Here is a 15686-nt window from a genome sequence, read left to right as displayed (position 1 = left end):
CAGGCACGGGGCCTGCCTGTGTCTCAATGGGGGCGTCGTGATGACACGTTCAGCAGCAAACAGGGCCTTGCGTGCGGTTGGGCTGGTGGTCCTGGTCCTGATGGTCGGATCGGCCGGGGCGGCCTTTCGCTGCGGTAACTCGCTGGTGGATATCGGCGACTGGCCGGTGGAAGTGGTGGAGCGTTGCGGCGAGCCCGATTATGTCGCTGTCTATCCTGCTCAGAGCGTGCCGGGACTGGGCATTACCGAAACCATCGAGCACTGGTACTACAACCCCGGCCCCCAGGGTCTGATCCGGCGGCTGGAATTCCGCAACGGCGAGCTGCGCCGGGAGCGCTCCCTTGGCTATGGCTTTTACCCCAGCACGGCCCGAGGGTGTAACAGCCGGTTCCTGAGGGAGGGGCTGAGTGAGTTCGAGGTGGTCCGCCGGTGCGGGGAACCGCTGTCCGAACGAATCTACTGGCGGGCGTTTGGCCATTCCCGATATCGCGGCACTGGCTCCAGCGTCACAGTGATTCCGGTGAAGGAGTGGCTGTTCGAGTTTGGCTCCAACGAATTCCGGCGCGTGGTCATTCTGAAAAACGGTCTGGTGACGGAGGTGCGCTCCGACGACAAGCCCCGCTGACCGGCGTATCCCTCCCCGGTTCATCCCTGAACCGGGGGGATCGTTAGGCCACCTTGGAGAACGACAGGCCGTGATCCTGGCCCTTCTTCCAGACGCACACGGCCTCGGTGGGTTCGAAGAAGTCGCTGGCAATCTGCACGGTCGCCCCTTCCTCGATGGGCTGGTTGGTCTGGATGTGGGCGCCGCCCTGACGGCTGAAATCCAGCAGGCGACAGGACAATGGCTGGGCATCCTTGGCCAGCGCCAGCTCGGCCTCGCCATGGGTGACGGTGTGCCGCTCGGTGGCGCGCCGCTCCTGCATACCCGCAGTGTGCGGGAAATCCGGGTTCTGTGGCGTATACAGGCCGCTCTTGATGCTCTCGGTCACCGACTCGTGAATGCTGATATTGAGGGGCGGATCGTCCGGGTTACCAAATACCTGCCGCATGCCCCGTTCGACCCGCAGCAGCTCAAGTGCACGATAGCCCGTATTGAAGGAATCGTGGGCGGTCATCCGGGGGTTGGGGTGGGTGAGCTGCTCCAGGTAGTGGCTGTCCATATCCAACCCCAGGTGCTGCGCCTTGTCGGTCATCCAGCGCAGGGCGATGTCGGACAGACCGGTTTCCTTGTAGCCCCCCCCGATGTCGGAATGAACGCCGCGGAACCAGCACTGCTCCACGGTCTGGCCGGGTTCGACGTGACCGGTCCAGAGGTCCGGGAGGAAGGGGCCCCGTTGTTCATCCAGCGCCAGGGCCTGGTAGGCGTGCTCGATGATCGGACTCAGGTGGGTGTTGAAGAAACCGATCCAGTACCGGGTCAGCTTGCCAAGCAGCGGGGTGGGCGCCCCGAGGGCACCGACGGTATCCCAGACCCCGACCATTTTGATCTGGGGCCTGATGTTCTCATCGTAGCTGGCATTGGGCCGCTTTTCCGGCTCGGTACGGTAGTAGTGCCAGGCCTTGGGCAGCTCTTCCAGCTCACTCTTTTCCATCAGCCCGACGGCATAGACAAAGCCGGCAAAGGCGCGGGCGGTGTAGGCTCCCCGACTGAAGCCGAAGGCATAGATCTCGTCTCCCGCCTGGTAGTTGTGTACCAGAAAGCGGTAACAGTCGAGTACGTTCTTGGCCACACCCTTACCGAAAGCGCCGCCCAGCAGACGGTCGGTACGGCTGCCGGTGCCGACGCCCTGATCGTAGAACACGACCTGTTGGGTACCGTCGGAAGCGGTTGGTGTGATGCTGCGAACCACCTTGACGACATTGGTCGGGTCAATGTCCGGTTGGTTCCAGGTACCGTCACAGCATATGACGATGCGTTTGCTGGTCTGCATGGTACAGCCTCCTGTTGCGCCGAAGAGCGCATTACCAAGAAGGCATATCGCGAGGCGATAACAACGCCGCTGTATGTTCACTGGGATCTGCGGATGAGACCCCGGAAGTCACTCCCGGACAGGTGGTTCGGGGTTGGTTAAATTATAGCCGATTTGGCGCGATTGCGGATTGTCTCGTCGGGTTGATGTTGATCAAGTGGCGGCCTATCTGTACCCGATAAAATGGGGCCCTTTTCGAGTCGGTAAAAAAAGGGGCGGATTATGGCGCAGGCAGCAACAGCGTTGACGGCGAAGACGGGTCGCCAGGGGCCGCTCTGGGACAGTACGTTGATCCGCCGTTACGACCTGAGTGGTCCCCGGTACACCTCCTACCCCACGGCGGTTGAGTTCTCATCGACGTTCGGCGCCGATGACACGGCCGAGGCGGCCCTGCGGAGCCAGGAGCGCGGGGGGCCGCTGTCCCTGTACACCCACCTGCCGTTCTGCGCCCACCTTTGTTACTACTGCGCCTGCAACAAGGTCATCACCAAGAAATACGACAAGGCCATGCCGTATGTTGAGCGACTGCTGAAGGACGCGGCCATGCAGGCGCGCCTGTTCGGCGGAAATCGCCCGGTGCGCCAGCTCCACTGGGGCGGGGGCACACCGACCTTCCTGCCGCCGGATGCCATGCGCCAACTGATGGACGGTTACGGCGAGCTGTTCAACCTGCAGGACGATGACGCGCGGGACTACAGCGTCGAGATCGATCCCCGGGAAGTGGACGATCGCACCCTGGTCACCCTGTGGGAACTGGGCTTCAACCGCCTCAGCCTGGGGGTGCAGGATGTCGATCCCAAGGTCCAGAAGGCGGTCAACCGGATTCAGCCGCTGCGGCTGACCGAGGAAGTGCTGTGCGAGTCCCGCAAGCTCGGCTTCCGCTCCATCAACCTGGACCTGATCTATGGGCTGCCCTATCAGACCCCGGACAGCTTTGCGGAAACCCTGGACCGGGTGCTCGAGCTGTCGCCGGACCGGCTGTCCATTTTCAGCTACGCCCACCTGCCGGACCGCTTCTATCCGCAGTCCCGGATTCAGTCTGATACCCTGCCGACGGCGCAGGAGAAACTGACCATCCTCCACAACACCATCAACCGGCTGTTGGCGGCGGGGTACGAATACATCGGCATGGACCACTTTGCCAAGCCGGGTGACAGCCTCGCCGTTGCCCAGCGGGAAGGACGGCTGCACCGGAACTTTCAGGGCTACACCACCCACGACGACTGTGAGCTGGTGTCCCTCGGGGTCTCGGCCATCGGCCAGACCGAGGACGCCTACTTCCAGAGCACCCACGAGCTAACGGCCTGGGAGGCGGCCATCGATGCCGGCGAACTGGCCATCACCCGGGGCGTGGCTCTGAGCCGGGATGACCGGATCCGCCGTTGGGCCATCGGTCAGTTGATTTGCCAGTTCCGCCTGGACCGGGCCCGATTCCAGGCTACCTGGGGCGAGACACTGGACCGCTACTTCCACGATGAGCTGTGTCGGCTCAAGCCCATGGTGGCCGACGGCCTGATCGGCGACGACGGTGATGGTCTGCAGGTGCTGCCTGCTGGCCGACTGCTGATCCGGGCCATCTGCCAGGTGTTCGATGCCTACCGCAAGGCCGACGCCAGTCAGCGGTTCTCCCGCATAATCTAACCCTCCGTTCGCGTTGCAAACCGGGATGCGCTGATAATCGTCAAGGCTCCGTGCTTGTCCACGGGATATGGTACGGACCTATTCCATCTGGAGAGCTTTGCCATGGAGCTTGTGTGTCCCGCTGGCAGTTTGCCCGCTTTGAGGCAGGCGGTCGATCAGGGGGCCAATGCGGTCTATTTCGGCTTTCGCGACAGCACCAATGCCCGTCAGTTCGCCGGTCTGAACTTCAATGACCAGCGGGCGGCTGAGGGCATTGCCTATGCCCATGCCCATGGTTGTCGGGTGTTCTGTGCGATCAATACCTATCCCCAGCCGGCGGGGTGGACCAAGTGGACCGCCGCGGTGGACCGGGCCGCAGCCTTGGGGGTGGACGCCCTGATCCTGGCGGACATGGGGCTGCTGGATTACGCCGCCAACCGCTATCCCGACCTGTCCCGCCACCTGTCGGTGCAGGGCTCCGCCACCAGCTACGAGGCCCTGCGGTTTTACCACGAGACGTTCGCCATCCGGCGCGCGGTGTTGCCCAGGGTGCTGTCAGTGGATCAGGTGCGGGCGGTGGCCGGGCACAGCCCGGTGGAGCTGGAAGTGTTCGGCTTCGGCAGCCTCTGCATCATGGCGGAAGGCCGCTGTTACCTGTCGTCCTACCTTACCGACGAATCCCCCAATACCCGTGGCGCCTGCTCGCCCGCCAAGGACGTGCGCTGGCGGGAAACCGGGACCGAACTGGAATCACGGCTGAACGACGTCCTGATCGACCGTTACACCGCCGGCGAGCCGGCGGGTTATCCAACCCTGTGCAAGGGACGGTTCGACGTGGAGGGGCAGGTGTACCACGCCATCGAGGAGCCGGTGAGCCTGAACACCCTGGAACTGTTGCCGGAACTGCAAGCGCTGGGGATCCGGGCGGTGAAGATCGAGGGGCGCCAGCGCAGTCCGGCCTACATCGCCCAGGTGGTGCGAACCTGGCGGCAGGCCTTGGAAGCACTGAAGCAACGTGGAAGCGACTTTACCGTCTCTAAAGAGTGGCAGGACAGCCTGGCAGGCGTCTCCGAAGGCGGAATGACCACTCTCGGGGCCTACCACCGGCAATGGAAATGAAGGAGCATACGATGCTGAAACTGAGTCTGGGACCGATTCTCTGGTTCTGGTCAAAGTCGTCGGTGTACCAGTTTTACAGCCATGTGGCCGAGTGGCCGGTGGACCGGGTCTTCCTGGGGGAGACGGTCTGCGCCCGTCGTCGCGAGCTGAAACCGGAGGACTGGCTGGCCCTGGCCCGGGACCTGAAGGCCTGTGGCAAGGAGGTGGTGCTCTCAACGCAGACCCTGATCGAATCGGAAGCGGACTTGCGTCGACTCCGCCGGGTCTGTGAACAGCACGAATTCCTGGTGGAAGCCAACGACCAGAGCGCCCTGTATCTGTTATCCCGCGAACAGCTGCCGTTTGTCACCGGTCCGGCGGTGAACGTTTACAACACCGGGACCCTCCGCCTGCTGGCGGACAAGGGCCTGCGGGGCTGGTCTCTGCCGGTGGAGCTGTCCCGGGAGGCCCTGGCGGATATGTTGGTGGAGCTGCGTCAGCAGGACCTGGATCTCCCGGTGGAGGTGTTTGGCTGGGGCTTCCTACCGCTGGCCTGGTCGTCTCGCTGCTTCATTGCCCGGCACTACAACCTGCCTAAGGATCGGTGCGATTTTCGCTGCCTGCAGCATCCCGATGGCCTTGAGCTCCGTTCCCGGGAATCCCGCGAGCTGTTCCGGCTCAATGGCATCGCCACGATGTCTGGCGCCCGCTACGACCTGATGCGTCAGCTGCCGGAGATGGCCGATATGGGCGTCAGTACGGTCCGCCTGAGCCCGGAATGGCAGGGCATGGCCCAGGTGGTGGCGCGTTTTGATGCCGCCAGGCGGGGCCAGTGGACGGAAGGTGATCCCCTACAACTGATCGAAGCCCCGCCCTGCAATGGCTACTGGTACGGACGGCCCGGCATGGAGCGGGTTTAGGGCCGGAACGGGCTGGGCGACCAGTCCAGGCTGTCCAGCAGGTTCTTGATGGCCAGGCCAAGCTCGGTCTCCCCCTCGATGACCAGGCGGCGCTGGAAAAACAGCTGGTCCGGGTCCACCGAGCGCTCTGCCAAAGCCTTGAAGGCCGCCAGCGAGCCACGGATGGTCGCCTCCCCGGGGCCCTCCACCAGCCGCAGCCGCCCGCACCAGAACCCCAGGGTAAGCCCGCCTGCACCGCCATCCAGTTCCAGGCGCAGGCGGCGGCCTTCGAACTCATCGAACTCCCCCAGGGTCATGGCCTCGGCGAACAGCCGGTTGAGCGGCACCTCCACCAGCAGCTGCCGGCAGGGGAAGGGCAGTGCCCGGTCAATGGCAGTCAGCAGCGGGGTGGGGGAAGGCCGGTAATCCCGGGCCACCGTCAGGGCCTGGGTCAACAGTTCCGGTGGTGACCACCGGGGCAGCGAGGGCAGTCGGGGAAATCGGGTAGGGGCGGCTGGGGTCATGGCGTGCTCCGCTGGCAGGGAATGGTCCCGCCAGCATAGGGCAAAGCATTCGCCAGCGAATTGATATTACTCAGCCTTTATGGAGGCCTTCCTCGACGGCCCAGACCGCCACTTCCACCCGGGAGCGAAGGTTCAGTTTCTTCAGCAGGTGCTTGACGTGAACCTTCACCGTGCCGTCGCTGATATCGAGCTTGCGCCCGATCATCTTGTTGGAAAGCCCCTCGGCGATCAGCTTGAGAATGTCTTTCTCCCTGGGCGTGAGGCTGTCGTAGCTGGCGCCGGTGGCTTCGGGTTTCTGGGAGCGCAGGGCTTCGGCCAGCAGCGTGGTGAGCCGGTCGCTGATGACCATCCGGCCCACGGCCGCCTGACGCAGTTGGGGGACCAGGTCCTCCGGCTCCATGTCCTTGAGCAGATAGCCATCGGCGCCGGCCCTCAGGGCGGCGACTACATCGTCCTCATGGTCGGAGACCGTGAAGATGACGATGCGGGAGCCGACGTTCTCCGCCCGCAGCCGTTTCAGGGTCTCGATGCCGTTGATCTCCGGCATGTTCAGGTCCAGCAGGATCAGGTCCGGCTCGCTGTCCAGTGCCAGGGTGATGCCGTCGTGGGCGTTACTGGCCTCGCCAATCACCTCCATGTCCTCTTCCATTTCCACCAGTTGTTTGATGCCCTGTCGCAGCAGGGGATGGTCATCAATCAGTAGTACGCTGGCTGGGGCGTCCGTTTCTGACATGTTCTGCCTCTCGTCTGTGTTTATTGGTTTGCAGCACTCTGGGTGGGGATAAGGTGCCTGCTTTTGGGCACGAATGACAGCTTCACTTCCACTCCTCCTGATGCCCGGTTACCGACGGTCAACTTGCCGCCGAGGGTCCGGGCCCGATCTTGCATGATGACCAGGCCATAATGCTGGGCCGGCTGGTCCCCGCCGGGCAGGCCCACACCGTTATCGCTAATGGTGACCTTGACCTGGGGCGATTTGAAACTCACCGAGGTGGTCACCTCGGTGGCATTGGCATGCTTGACGGTATTGGCCAGGGCCTCCCGCACCACCTGCAACACATGGATCTCCTCGTTGGCCGAAAGCGCCTGCGGCGGCAGGTGGTAATCCAGCGTGATGGGCTGCGCCAGGCGTTCGCTGAATTCGTTGATGGTTTCCCGCAGCGCGGTGCCCAAATCCGGAGTATCCAGTTTCAGGCGGAAGGTGGTCAGCAGTTCCCGCAGCTGGCGATAGGCGCTGTTGAGGCCGGTGCTCAGCTCGTTGAGGATGTCCTGGTGCAGGGGTTCATTGTCCTGGATCAGCTCCACCCGGCGCAGCCGCGCTACCTGCATTTTCAGGTAGGACAGGGATTGAGCCAGGGAATCGTGGAGCTCCCGGGCAATCACCGCCCGCTCTTCGGCCAGGGTGAGCTGCTGCTGCTCGGTGATCTGGTTCTGCAGGAAGATGGCGGTGGCCAGCTGGTCGCACAGGGTCTCCAGCAGGCGACGGGAGGTAGAGGGCAGGCCCTGGTCCTTGCGATACCAGACCTCCAGGGTGCCCAGCAGATTGTTGGCGGTCTGGATGGGCAGCAGCAGGCGACCACCGTCCTGGCTGGAAGGCATGCCGTCATAGGCAGCGGGGGTGACCAGGCAGGCATTGCAGTGATGGTCCTTGCAGTAATAGGGGCGCTCGGTGGTGGCTGTGGTGACGGCCTCCACCATCTCAGGCGCATAGCGATCGTGCAGGAACAGACGGATCGGGCCGATGCACAACAACTCCTCCAGGCTCTGCAGCAGGGGAATGGCACCGCCACACAGGTCATTGCTGGCATACAGCGAGCGGCTGGCCTTGTGCAGCAGTTCCAGGGCAGCATGGCTCTTTTCCAGCTCACGGGTTTTCTCGCTGGCTTCTGACTCCAGATGGCTGTAACTCTCCGCCAGGGCGCTGGTCATCTGGTCAAAGGCGCGGCCCAGTTGGCTGAGTTCGTCGCGGCCTTCCAGGTGGGCACGCTGGCTGAAGTCCTGACGGCCCACCGCGTAGGCCACATCCAGCAGGCGACCGAGTGGCTTCACCACCCGGTTCTTGATATCGAACATCATCAGGAAAATCACCAGGGCAGCGAAGATCAGGCTGATGGTCTGCACCAGGTTCATCAATTTGACACGGGCCTCGGTGCGCTGTTCCAGCAGGGACACCAGACCGTCAATGTGTTCCACCAGCCGGTTGATCTGGGGACGCAGCTGGCTGACAGACTGGCTGGACGTCTCTGCCAGCAGGGTGGGGCGGACCTCCTGCTGCCAGACTGACATGATGCGCTGGTGCTGAACCACCAACGGATGATCGGTGGATTCGGGCAGGGCCCTGACCAGACCCGGGTGGTTGAGACGCTGGGTAAAGGACTCGATACGTTCATGGCGGAAGGCCGGGCTCAAGCTGTCGGGCTGGCCGGAGACCTGAATCCAGTCGCCAAGCAGCCTGTAACTCTGCATCCGCAGTGAACCGGAAAGGTTGATGGCGGTGGCGCTGCCCTGGATGCTGGCAGAGATTGTCAGGGAAAGGGCGATATTGATCAGCGCCACAATGCAGATCGCGGCCACGACAGCCCCTACCCGGTGTACCAGAGAATTGCCCAACATAGCTGCCCGTTGTTCACGCCTTTGTGACTGGTCCGTTGGAAAGCATAGCATTTCAGGCCCTTGCCTTTGATCGCCTATGGTACGGGGATGTGGTAGCCGCCAGGATACCTCTTTGGGGGTAGACGATTACCCCCGGCGGGGATCCCTCCAATAACCTTTTGCCGCCAGGAGGCCGGGGCGGTCACACTGATGGGGCATTTCCCCTCCTGGAGACCGGCGCCATGTCCGACCGTACCGCACCGGTATCGGTGGATCATACATCGCTGATCATCGTCCTGCCGCTCACGCTGGCTGCCTTCTTCACGGCATTCGCGTGCTGGACGCTGTTTGCGGTTGTGGGCGTGGAACTCAAGAACACCTACTGGTTCAGTGATACCCAGTTCGCCCTGCTGCTCTCGGTCCCCTTCCTCACCGGCGGACTGCTGGCCCCACCCCTGGGGATGTTGACCCAGCGTTGGGGCGGGCGACGGGTGATCCTGGTTTGCCTGCCGGCATTGGGGCTGGCCTTGCTGTTGTTGATGTGGGTCGACAGCTATGCAGGCTTCCTGCTTGCCGGAGCCGGGTTGGGCACGGCGGGTGGTCTGTTCAGTGCGGGTCTGCACTATCTGGTGACCTATATGCCCCCATCCCGTGCCGGCATGGTGCTGGGCATGTTCGGTATCGGCACCGGCGGAGCCGGGTTTTCCTATCTGGTGGTACCGGTGGTGCAGACCGCCTACAGTTGGGAACTGGCTCCGCTGGCCTATCTTTCCGTCATCCTGCTGGTCTGGCTGTTGCTGTTGATCCTGACCGACCCGGAGCCGTCGCCGCGGCAGCGGTCAGAGACTTCCTGGCTGAGGGCGGTCAAATCCCTGGTCTCGCCATCCGTCTGGCCGTTCTGCCTGTACTTCAGCTTCCTGTTTGGTGGCTCGATCGCATTGATCCTGTGGTTGCCGGACTACCTGTCCTCGGTCTACCAGCTGTCGCTGGCAGAAGGGGCCCGTTGGTCGCTGCTGTGTGCGTTACCCATGCTGGCCTGTCAGGTACCCGGAGGCCTGGTGTCCGATCGCTACGGTGCGGTGATGGTGCTGCGGTTGGCCCTGCTGGGTGGCCTTGGAACCTTGTTCCTGCTGTCCTACCCGGATACCGACCTGATCATCCATGGCATACGACAGCCCATTCACTGGCACATTGGCGTGTCCCTGCCGTGGTTGCTGTTGTTGCTGAGTGGACTCAGCGCCTTAATGGGCAGCGGCATGGGCGCACTGCTGCGGCTGTTGTTCGACGAGTACCCGCAGCAGGTGGGCACCGTCGGTGGCCTGATGCTCGCGTGCGCCTGCGCTAGCGCCTTCCTGCTGCCGCTGCTGTTCGGTCTGGCGAACGACTTTCTCAGTGTGCGCAGTTCAGTCTTCATGCTGCTGTTCCTGTTGTGCCTGGTGGCCTGGCTGACCCTGGAGTGCAGTCGTCATCCCACCGCGGACCGGAAGGCCCCGCTGCCCTGACAGCGTTACCCCCGGTCTACCCCCAACGGGATAGAACCCGGTTATCTCGGGGTAACCACGCAGATTTCCAGCCTTTGCTCTCGCACAATGACTCTCAAATGGCGCTGACCCCGGTAGGGGGCATTCGTGTCTGCCGACTGACCCACCGTGTCTGGAGAGAGACCATGAGTCACTTGATCGATAAGCTGAACTATTTCAGGAAGAAACGGGAACCGTTTGCCAATGGCCACGGCGAAACCCACGACGTCAACCGGGACTGGGAGGACGGCTACCGCAAGCGCTGGCAGCACGACAAGATCGTCCGCTCCACCCACGGTGTGAACTGCACCGGCTCCTGCAGCTGGAAGATCTACGTCAAGAACGGCCTGGTGACCTGGGAAACCCAGCAAACGGATTACCCCCGCACCCGTCCGGACCTGCCCAACCACGAGCCCCGCGGCTGCCCCCGGGGCGCCAGTTACTCCTGGTACATGTACAGCGCCAACCGGCTGAAATACCCCTTGGCCCGCAAGCACCTGCTGAAACTGTGGCGCGCGGCCAAAGCCCAGCACCCGGACCCGGTACAGGCCTGGGCGTCGATCGTTGAGGACCCCAAGAAGAGCGCCGAGTACAAGACCCGCCGGGGCATGGGCGGCTTTGTCCGCTCCAGTTGGGACGAGCTCAACGAACTGATTGGTGCCGCCAACGTCTACACCGCCAAGAAGTACGGCCCGGACCGGGTCATCGGCTTCTCGCCGATCCCGGCCATGTCGATGGTGTCCTACGCCGCCGGCAGCCGTTACCTGTCGATGATCGGCGGTGTCTGCATGAGCTTCTACGACTGGTACTGCGACCTGCCGCCGGCCTCACCGCAGACCTGGGGCGAGCAGACCGACGTGCCGGAATCCGCCGACTGGTACAACTCCGGCTACATCATCGCCTGGGGTTCCAACGTGCCCCAGACCCGCACGCCGGACGCCCACTTCTTCACCGAGGTGCGTTACAAGGGCACCAAGACCGTGGCGATCACCCCGGACTACGCCGAGGTCTCCAAGCTCTCCGACGAATGGCTCAACCCCAAACAGGGCACCGACGCCGCCCTGGGCATGGCCATGGGCCACGTGATTCTGAAAGAGTTCCACATCGACAAGCCGAGCCCGTACTTCACCGACTACGTCCGACGCTACACCGACATGCCGTACCTGGTGATGCTGGACAAGGGCGACGACGGCCGCTACGTGCCGGGCCGCTTCCTGCGGGCCAGTGACCTGGTGGATGGCTTGGGTGAGGAAAACAACCCCGAGTGGAAAACCATTGCCATCGATGAGGACGGCGACGAGCTGACCGCTCCTAACGGTTCCATCGGTTACCGCTGGGGCGAGAAGGGCAAGTGGAACCTCAAGCAGGAACAGGGCAGGGACCAGAAAACCATTCAACTGCGGTTGTCCCTGGTGGAGAACCACGACGAGGTGGTGGATGTTGCCTTCCCGTACTTCGGCGGCATTGAGCACGAGCATTTCAACCACGTGGCAATCAGCGACACCCTGACCCACAAGCTGGGCAGCCGCAAGGTGACCCTGGCCAATGGCGAAGAGGCCCACGTGGCCACCGTGTTCGACCTTATGGTGGCCAACTACGGCATCAACCGCGGCCTGGGCGACGACGATGGCGCCACCGCCTACGATCAGGTCAAGCCCTATACCCCGGCCTGGCAGGAGCAGATCACCGGTGTACCGGCCGAGAAAGTCATCCGCATTGCCCGTGAGTTCGCCGACAACGCCGACAAGACCAAGGGCAAGTCCATGGTCATCGTCGGTGCCGGCATGAACCACTGGTACCACATGGACATGAACTACCGTGGCCTGATCAACATGCTGATTCTCTGCGGCTGCATCGGCCAGAGTGGCGGAGGCTGGTCCCACTACGTCGGCCAGGAGAAACTGCGCCCGCAGACCGGCTGGCAGCCGCTGGCGTTCGCCCTCGACTGGCAGCGCCCGCCCCGGCACATGAACTCCACCTCGTTCTTCTACGCCCACTCCGGCCAGTGGCGCTACGAGAAGGTGGGTGTGGACGAGATCCTGTCGCCGCTGGCGGACAAGGCCAAATTCTCCGGCAGCCTGATCGACTACAACGTCCGCGCCGAGCGCATGGGCTGGCTGCCGTCGGCGCCCCAGCTCAACCGCAACCCGCTGACCCTCGCTGCCGAGGCGGAGAAGGCTGGCATGGTAGTGGCGGACTACGTTGCCCAGTCCCTCAAGGACGGCAGCCTGGCCTTCGCCAGCGAAGACCCGGACGCGGAGCAGAACCACCCCCGCAACCTGTTCGTCTGGCGTTCCAACCTGCTGGGCTCCTCCGGCAAGGGCCACGAGTACATGCTCAAGTACCTGCTGGGCACCACCAACGGCCTGCAAGGCAAGGACCTGGGCCAGGAAGGGGGAGCCAAACCCCGGGAGGTCAAATGGCGCGACGAGGCCAAGCAGGGCAAGCTCGATCTGCTGGTAACCCTGGACTTCCGCATGTCCACCACCTGCCTGTATTCCGACATCGTGCTGCCGACGGCCACCTGGTACGAGAAGAACGACCTCAACACCTCGGACATGCACCCGTTCATCCACCCGCTGACCGCGGCCACCGATCCGGCCTGGGAAGCCCGCAGTGACTGGGAGATTTACAAGGGCATCGCCAAGGCGTTCTCCAGGGCCGCCGAAGGCCATCTGGGCGTGGAGAAGGACGTGGTCACCCTGCCGCTGCTGCACGATGCGCCAGCGGAGCTGGGCCAGCCGTTCGACGTCAAGGACTGGAAGAAGGGCGAGTGCGAGCTGATTCCCGGTAAGACCGCGCCCAACTTCATCACCGTGGAACGGGACTACCCCAACGTCTACGCCCGCTTCACGTCTCTCGGTCCGCTGATGGAAAAGCTGGGCAATGGCGGCAAGGGCATCAACTGGAACACCCAGAAGGAAGTGGACTTCCTGCGGGAACTCAATCATCGCCACAGCGAAGGGGCTAACGCCGGCCTGGCGAAGATCGAAACAGCCATCGACGCCGCCGAGGTGATCCTGTCGCTGGCGCCGGAAACCAACGGCCAGGTGGCGGTAAAAGCCTGGAAGGCGCTGTCGGAGATGACCGGGCTCGACCACAGCCACCTGGCCACCAACAAGGAAGAGGAGAAGATCCGCTTCCGCGACATTGTGGCCCAGCCCCGCAAGATCATCTCCAGCCCCACCTGGTCCGGCCTGGAAGACGAGCATGTGTCCTACAACGCCGGTTACACCAACGTCCACGAGCTGATCCCCTGGCGCACCCTCACCGGCCGTCAGCAGTTCTACCAGGACCATGAGTGGATGCGTGCCTTCGGCGAGAGCCTGCTGGTGTACCGCCCGCCCATCAACACCAAGGCGGCGGCACCGATGATCGGCAAGAAATCCAACGGCAACCCGGAGAAGGCGCTGAACTGGATCACCCCGCACCAGAAGTGGGGCATCCACAGCACCTACAGCGACAACCTGCTGATGCTGACCCTGTCCCGCGGTGGGCCCATCGTCTGGCTCAGTGAGGACGACGCCAGGGACCTTGGCGTCGAGGACAACGACTGGATCGAGCTGTTCAACAGCAACGGTGCTATTGCCGCCCGCGCGGTGGTCAGCCAGCGGGTGATGCCGGGCATGGCGATGATGTACCACGCGCAGGAGCGCATCGTGAACGTACCGGGCTCGGAAGTGACCGGTACCCGGGGCGGTATCCACAACTCGGTCACCCGGGTGTGCCCGAAGCCGACCCACATGATCGGCGGCTACGCCCAGTATTCCTACGGCTTCAACTACTACGGCACGGTCGGTTCCAACCGCGACGAATTCGTGGTGGTGCGCAAGATGCACCGGGTGGACTGGCTCGATGGCGAAGGCAATGACGATGTACAGGAGGCAGTGAAATGAAGATCCGTTCCCAAGTCGGCATGGTGCTGAACCTGGACAAGTGCATCGGTTGCCACACCTGTTCGGTCACCTGCAAGAACGTCTGGACCAGCCGCGAAGGCATGGAGTATGCCTGGTTCAACAACGTCGAGACCAAGCCGGGCGTCGGCTATCCCAGGGAGTGGGAGAATCAGGACAAGTGGAAGGGCGGCTGGCTGCGGGACAGCAATGGCCGCATCCGCCCCCGTATCGGCGGCAAGTTCCGGGTGCTGGCGAACATCTTCGCCAACCCGGACCTGCCCCAGATCGACGACTACTACGAGCCGTTCGACTTCGACTACCAGCACCTGCACAGCGCGCCGGACGGCAAGCATCAACCGGTGGCCCGGCCCCGGTCGCTGATCTCCGGTGAGCGCATGAAGAAAATCGAATGGGGCCCCAACTGGGAGGAAATCCTCGGCACCGAATTCGCCAAGCGCCGCAAGGACAAGAACTTCGACCAGGTCCAGGCGGACATCTACGGCCAGTTCGAGAACACCTTCATGATGTACCTGCCGCGGCTGTGCGAGCACTGCCTCAACCCGGCCTGTGTCGCCAGCTGCCCCAGTGGCGCCATCTACAAGCGGGAAGAGGATGGCATCGTGCTGATTGACCAGGACAAGTGCCGAGGCTGGCGGATGTGTGTCTCCGGCTGCCCGTACAAGAAGATCTACTTCAACTGGAAGACCGGCAAGTCCGAGAAGTGCATCTTCTGTTACCCAAGGATCGAGGCGGGCATGCCTACGGTCTGCTCCGAGACCTGTGTCGGCCGCATCCGCTACCTGGGTGTACTGCTCTACGACGCCGACCGCATCGAGGAAGTGGCCAGCGCCCCGGGTGAGCAGGATCTGTACGAGAAGCAACTGGAAATCTTCCTGGATCCGTTCGATCCCAAGGTGATCGAGCAGGCGAAGAAGGACGGCGTGCCCGAGAACGTGATCCAGGCTGCCCAGCAGAGCCCGGTTTACAAAATGGCGGTGGATTGGAAGCTGGCCCTGCCGTTGCACCCGGAATACCGCACCCTGCCCATGGTCTGGTACGTGCCACCGCTGTCGCCGATCCAGTCCGCCGCCGAGGCGGGCAAGGTGGAGTTCGACGGCGTGCTGCCGAAGATCGAAAGCCTGCGGATTCCAGTCAAGTACCTGGCCAACCTGCTCACCGCCGGCGACGAGAAGCCCATCGTCACCGCCCTCAAACGCATCCTCGCCATGCGCCTGTACAAGCGGGCCGAGACCGTGGAAGGCCGGGAGGACCTGCGGGCGCTGGAAGAGGCGGGCCTGAGCAAGACCCAGGCGGACGAGATGTACCGCTACCTGGCCATCGCCAACTACGAGGATCGCTTCGTCATCCCCACCAGCCACCGCGAGCTGGCCCGGGAAGCCTTCCCGGAACGCAATGGCTGCGGTTTCAGCTTCGGCGACGGCTGCAACGGCGGCGACAGCGAGTTCAGCCTATTTGGCGGCCGCAAGCAGACCACCAGCATGGTGCAGCAACTCTCCACCGTGAAGCAGGTGGACCCGAAGCAACTGCAGGACTGAGGAGAACC

At 63.2% G+C, this 15686-nt stretch carries 11 protein-coding genes; 7 read left to right on the top strand and 4 right to left on the bottom strand.

Translation table 11 applies throughout. The annotated features are described in order from the left end of the window. Positions 1 to 40: 40 nt before the first annotated feature. Positions 41 to 625 (top strand): DUF2845 domain-containing protein, encoded by a 585-nt coding sequence (locus R3175_RS04995; RefSeq protein WP_318942773.1) that lies wholly within the window; start codon positions 41 to 43, stop codon positions 623 to 625. Positions 626 to 668: 43 nt separating this feature from the next. On the opposite strand, the gene R3175_RS04990 is transcribed toward R3175_RS04995, so the two are convergent. Continuing rightward, on the bottom strand, positions 669 to 1934 hold the full coding sequence (locus R3175_RS04990) for a DUF2235 domain-containing protein (protein ID WP_318942772.1): 1266 nt from the start codon (positions 1932 to 1934) through the stop codon (positions 669 to 671). A gap of 261 nt (positions 1935 to 2195) precedes the next feature. On the opposite strand from R3175_RS04990, the gene hemN reads away from it, so the two are divergent. From hemN to R3175_RS04975, 3 genes are all read left to right on the top strand, one after another. Continuing rightward, on the top strand, positions 2196 to 3614 hold the full coding sequence (hemN, locus tag R3175_RS04985) for an oxygen-independent coproporphyrinogen III oxidase (RefSeq protein WP_318942771.1): 1419 nt from the start codon (positions 2196 to 2198) through the stop codon (positions 3612 to 3614). A gap of 102 nt (positions 3615 to 3716) precedes the next feature. Then, complete coding sequence (ubiU, locus tag R3175_RS04980) at positions 3717 to 4712, top strand: ubiquinone anaerobic biosynthesis protein UbiU (protein WP_318942770.1); 996 nt, start codon at positions 3717 to 3719, stop codon at positions 4710 to 4712. Between the two features lie 11 nt (positions 4713 to 4723). Beyond that, positions 4724 to 5611, top strand: coding sequence for a U32 family peptidase (locus R3175_RS04975; RefSeq protein WP_318942769.1), 888 nt, complete (start codon positions 4724 to 4726; stop codon positions 5609 to 5611). Here the strand turns inward: R3175_RS04975 and ubiT are convergent. From ubiT to R3175_RS04960, 3 genes are all read right to left on the bottom strand, one after another. After that, a complete protein-coding gene (ubiT, locus tag R3175_RS04970; RefSeq protein ID WP_318942768.1) occupies positions 5608 to 6114 on the bottom strand; it encodes a ubiquinone anaerobic biosynthesis accessory factor UbiT in 507 nt (168 codons plus the stop codon). The two genes, R3175_RS04975 and ubiT, sit on opposite strands and share 4 nt — an antisense overlap. 70 nt (positions 6115 to 6184) lie before the next feature. Then, positions 6185 to 6847: a two-component system response regulator NarL gene (narL, locus tag R3175_RS04965; RefSeq protein ID WP_318942767.1), complete on the bottom strand. Its 663-nt coding sequence runs from the start codon at positions 6845 to 6847 to the stop codon at positions 6185 to 6187. A gap of 20 nt (positions 6848 to 6867) precedes the next feature. Beyond that, the gene (locus tag R3175_RS04960) at positions 6868 to 8688 is read right to left on the bottom strand and encodes a histidine kinase (protein WP_318942766.1); all 1821 of its coding nucleotides are present in this window, start codon (positions 8686 to 8688) and stop codon (positions 6868 to 6870) included. A 260-nt stretch (positions 8689 to 8948) separates the two neighbouring features. Here R3175_RS04960 and R3175_RS04955 point away from each other — a divergent pair, with 260 nt between their 5' ends. The 3 genes from R3175_RS04955 to narH all read left to right on the top strand — a co-directional run bounded on the left by R3175_RS04955 (position 8949) and on the right by narH (position 15678). After that, the gene (locus tag R3175_RS04955) at positions 8949 to 10208 is read left to right on the top strand and encodes an MFS transporter (RefSeq protein WP_318942765.1); all 1260 of its coding nucleotides are present in this window, start codon (positions 8949 to 8951) and stop codon (positions 10206 to 10208) included. A 164-nt stretch (positions 10209 to 10372) separates the two neighbouring features. Continuing rightward, positions 10373 to 14122: a nitrate reductase subunit alpha gene (locus R3175_RS04950; protein WP_318942764.1), complete on the top strand. Its 3750-nt coding sequence runs from the start codon at positions 10373 to 10375 to the stop codon at positions 14120 to 14122. Beyond that, positions 14119 to 15678 carry a nitrate reductase subunit beta gene (gene narH / locus R3175_RS04945; RefSeq protein ID WP_318942763.1) on the top strand — a complete coding sequence of 520 codons (1560 nt, stop codon included), beginning with the start codon at positions 14119 to 14121 and terminating at the stop codon, positions 15676 to 15678. The genes R3175_RS04950 and narH overlap by 4 nt, the downstream gene beginning before the upstream one ends. The last annotated feature ends 8 nt before the right edge of the window (positions 15679 to 15686 follow it).

This window comes from Marinobacter sp. (assembly GCF_033722735.1).
Taxonomy (GTDB): Bacteria; Pseudomonadota; Gammaproteobacteria; order Pseudomonadales; family Oleiphilaceae; genus Marinobacter.
Note: the sequence above shows the minus strand (reverse complement) of the source record. Positions and strands in the feature narration are given on the sequence as shown.

Coding starts and splice junctions, on each gene's coding strand:
- narH (WP_318942763.1), top strand. CDS start 14,119: ATGAAGATCCGTTCCCAAGTCGGCATGGTGCTGAACCTGGACAAGTGC.
- ubiU (WP_318942770.1), top strand. CDS start 3,717: ATGGAGCTTGTGTGTCCCGCTGGCAGTTTGCCCGCTTTGAGGCAGGCG.
- hemN (WP_318942771.1), top strand. CDS start 2,196: ATGGCGCAGGCAGCAACAGCGTTGACGGCGAAGACGGGTCGCCAGGGG.
- R3175_RS04950 (WP_318942764.1), top strand. CDS start 10,373: ATGAGTCACTTGATCGATAAGCTGAACTATTTCAGGAAGAAACGGGAA.
- R3175_RS04995 (WP_318942773.1), top strand. CDS start 41: ATGACACGTTCAGCAGCAAACAGGGCCTTGCGTGCGGTTGGGCTGGTG.
- R3175_RS04955 (WP_318942765.1), top strand. CDS start 8,949: ATGTCCGACCGTACCGCACCGGTATCGGTGGATCATACATCGCTGATC.
- ubiT (WP_318942768.1), bottom strand. CDS start 6,114: ATGACCCCAGCCGCCCCTACCCGATTTCCCCGACTGCCCTCGCTGCCC.
- R3175_RS04975 (WP_318942769.1), top strand. CDS start 4,724: ATGCTGAAACTGAGTCTGGGACCGATTCTCTGGTTCTGGTCAAAGTCG.
- narL (WP_318942767.1), bottom strand. CDS start 6,847: ATGTCAGAAACGGACGCCCCAGCCAGCGTACTACTGATTGATGACCAT.
- R3175_RS04990 (WP_318942772.1), bottom strand. CDS start 1,934: ATGCAGACCAGCAAACGCATCGTCATATGCTGTGACGGTACCTGGAAC.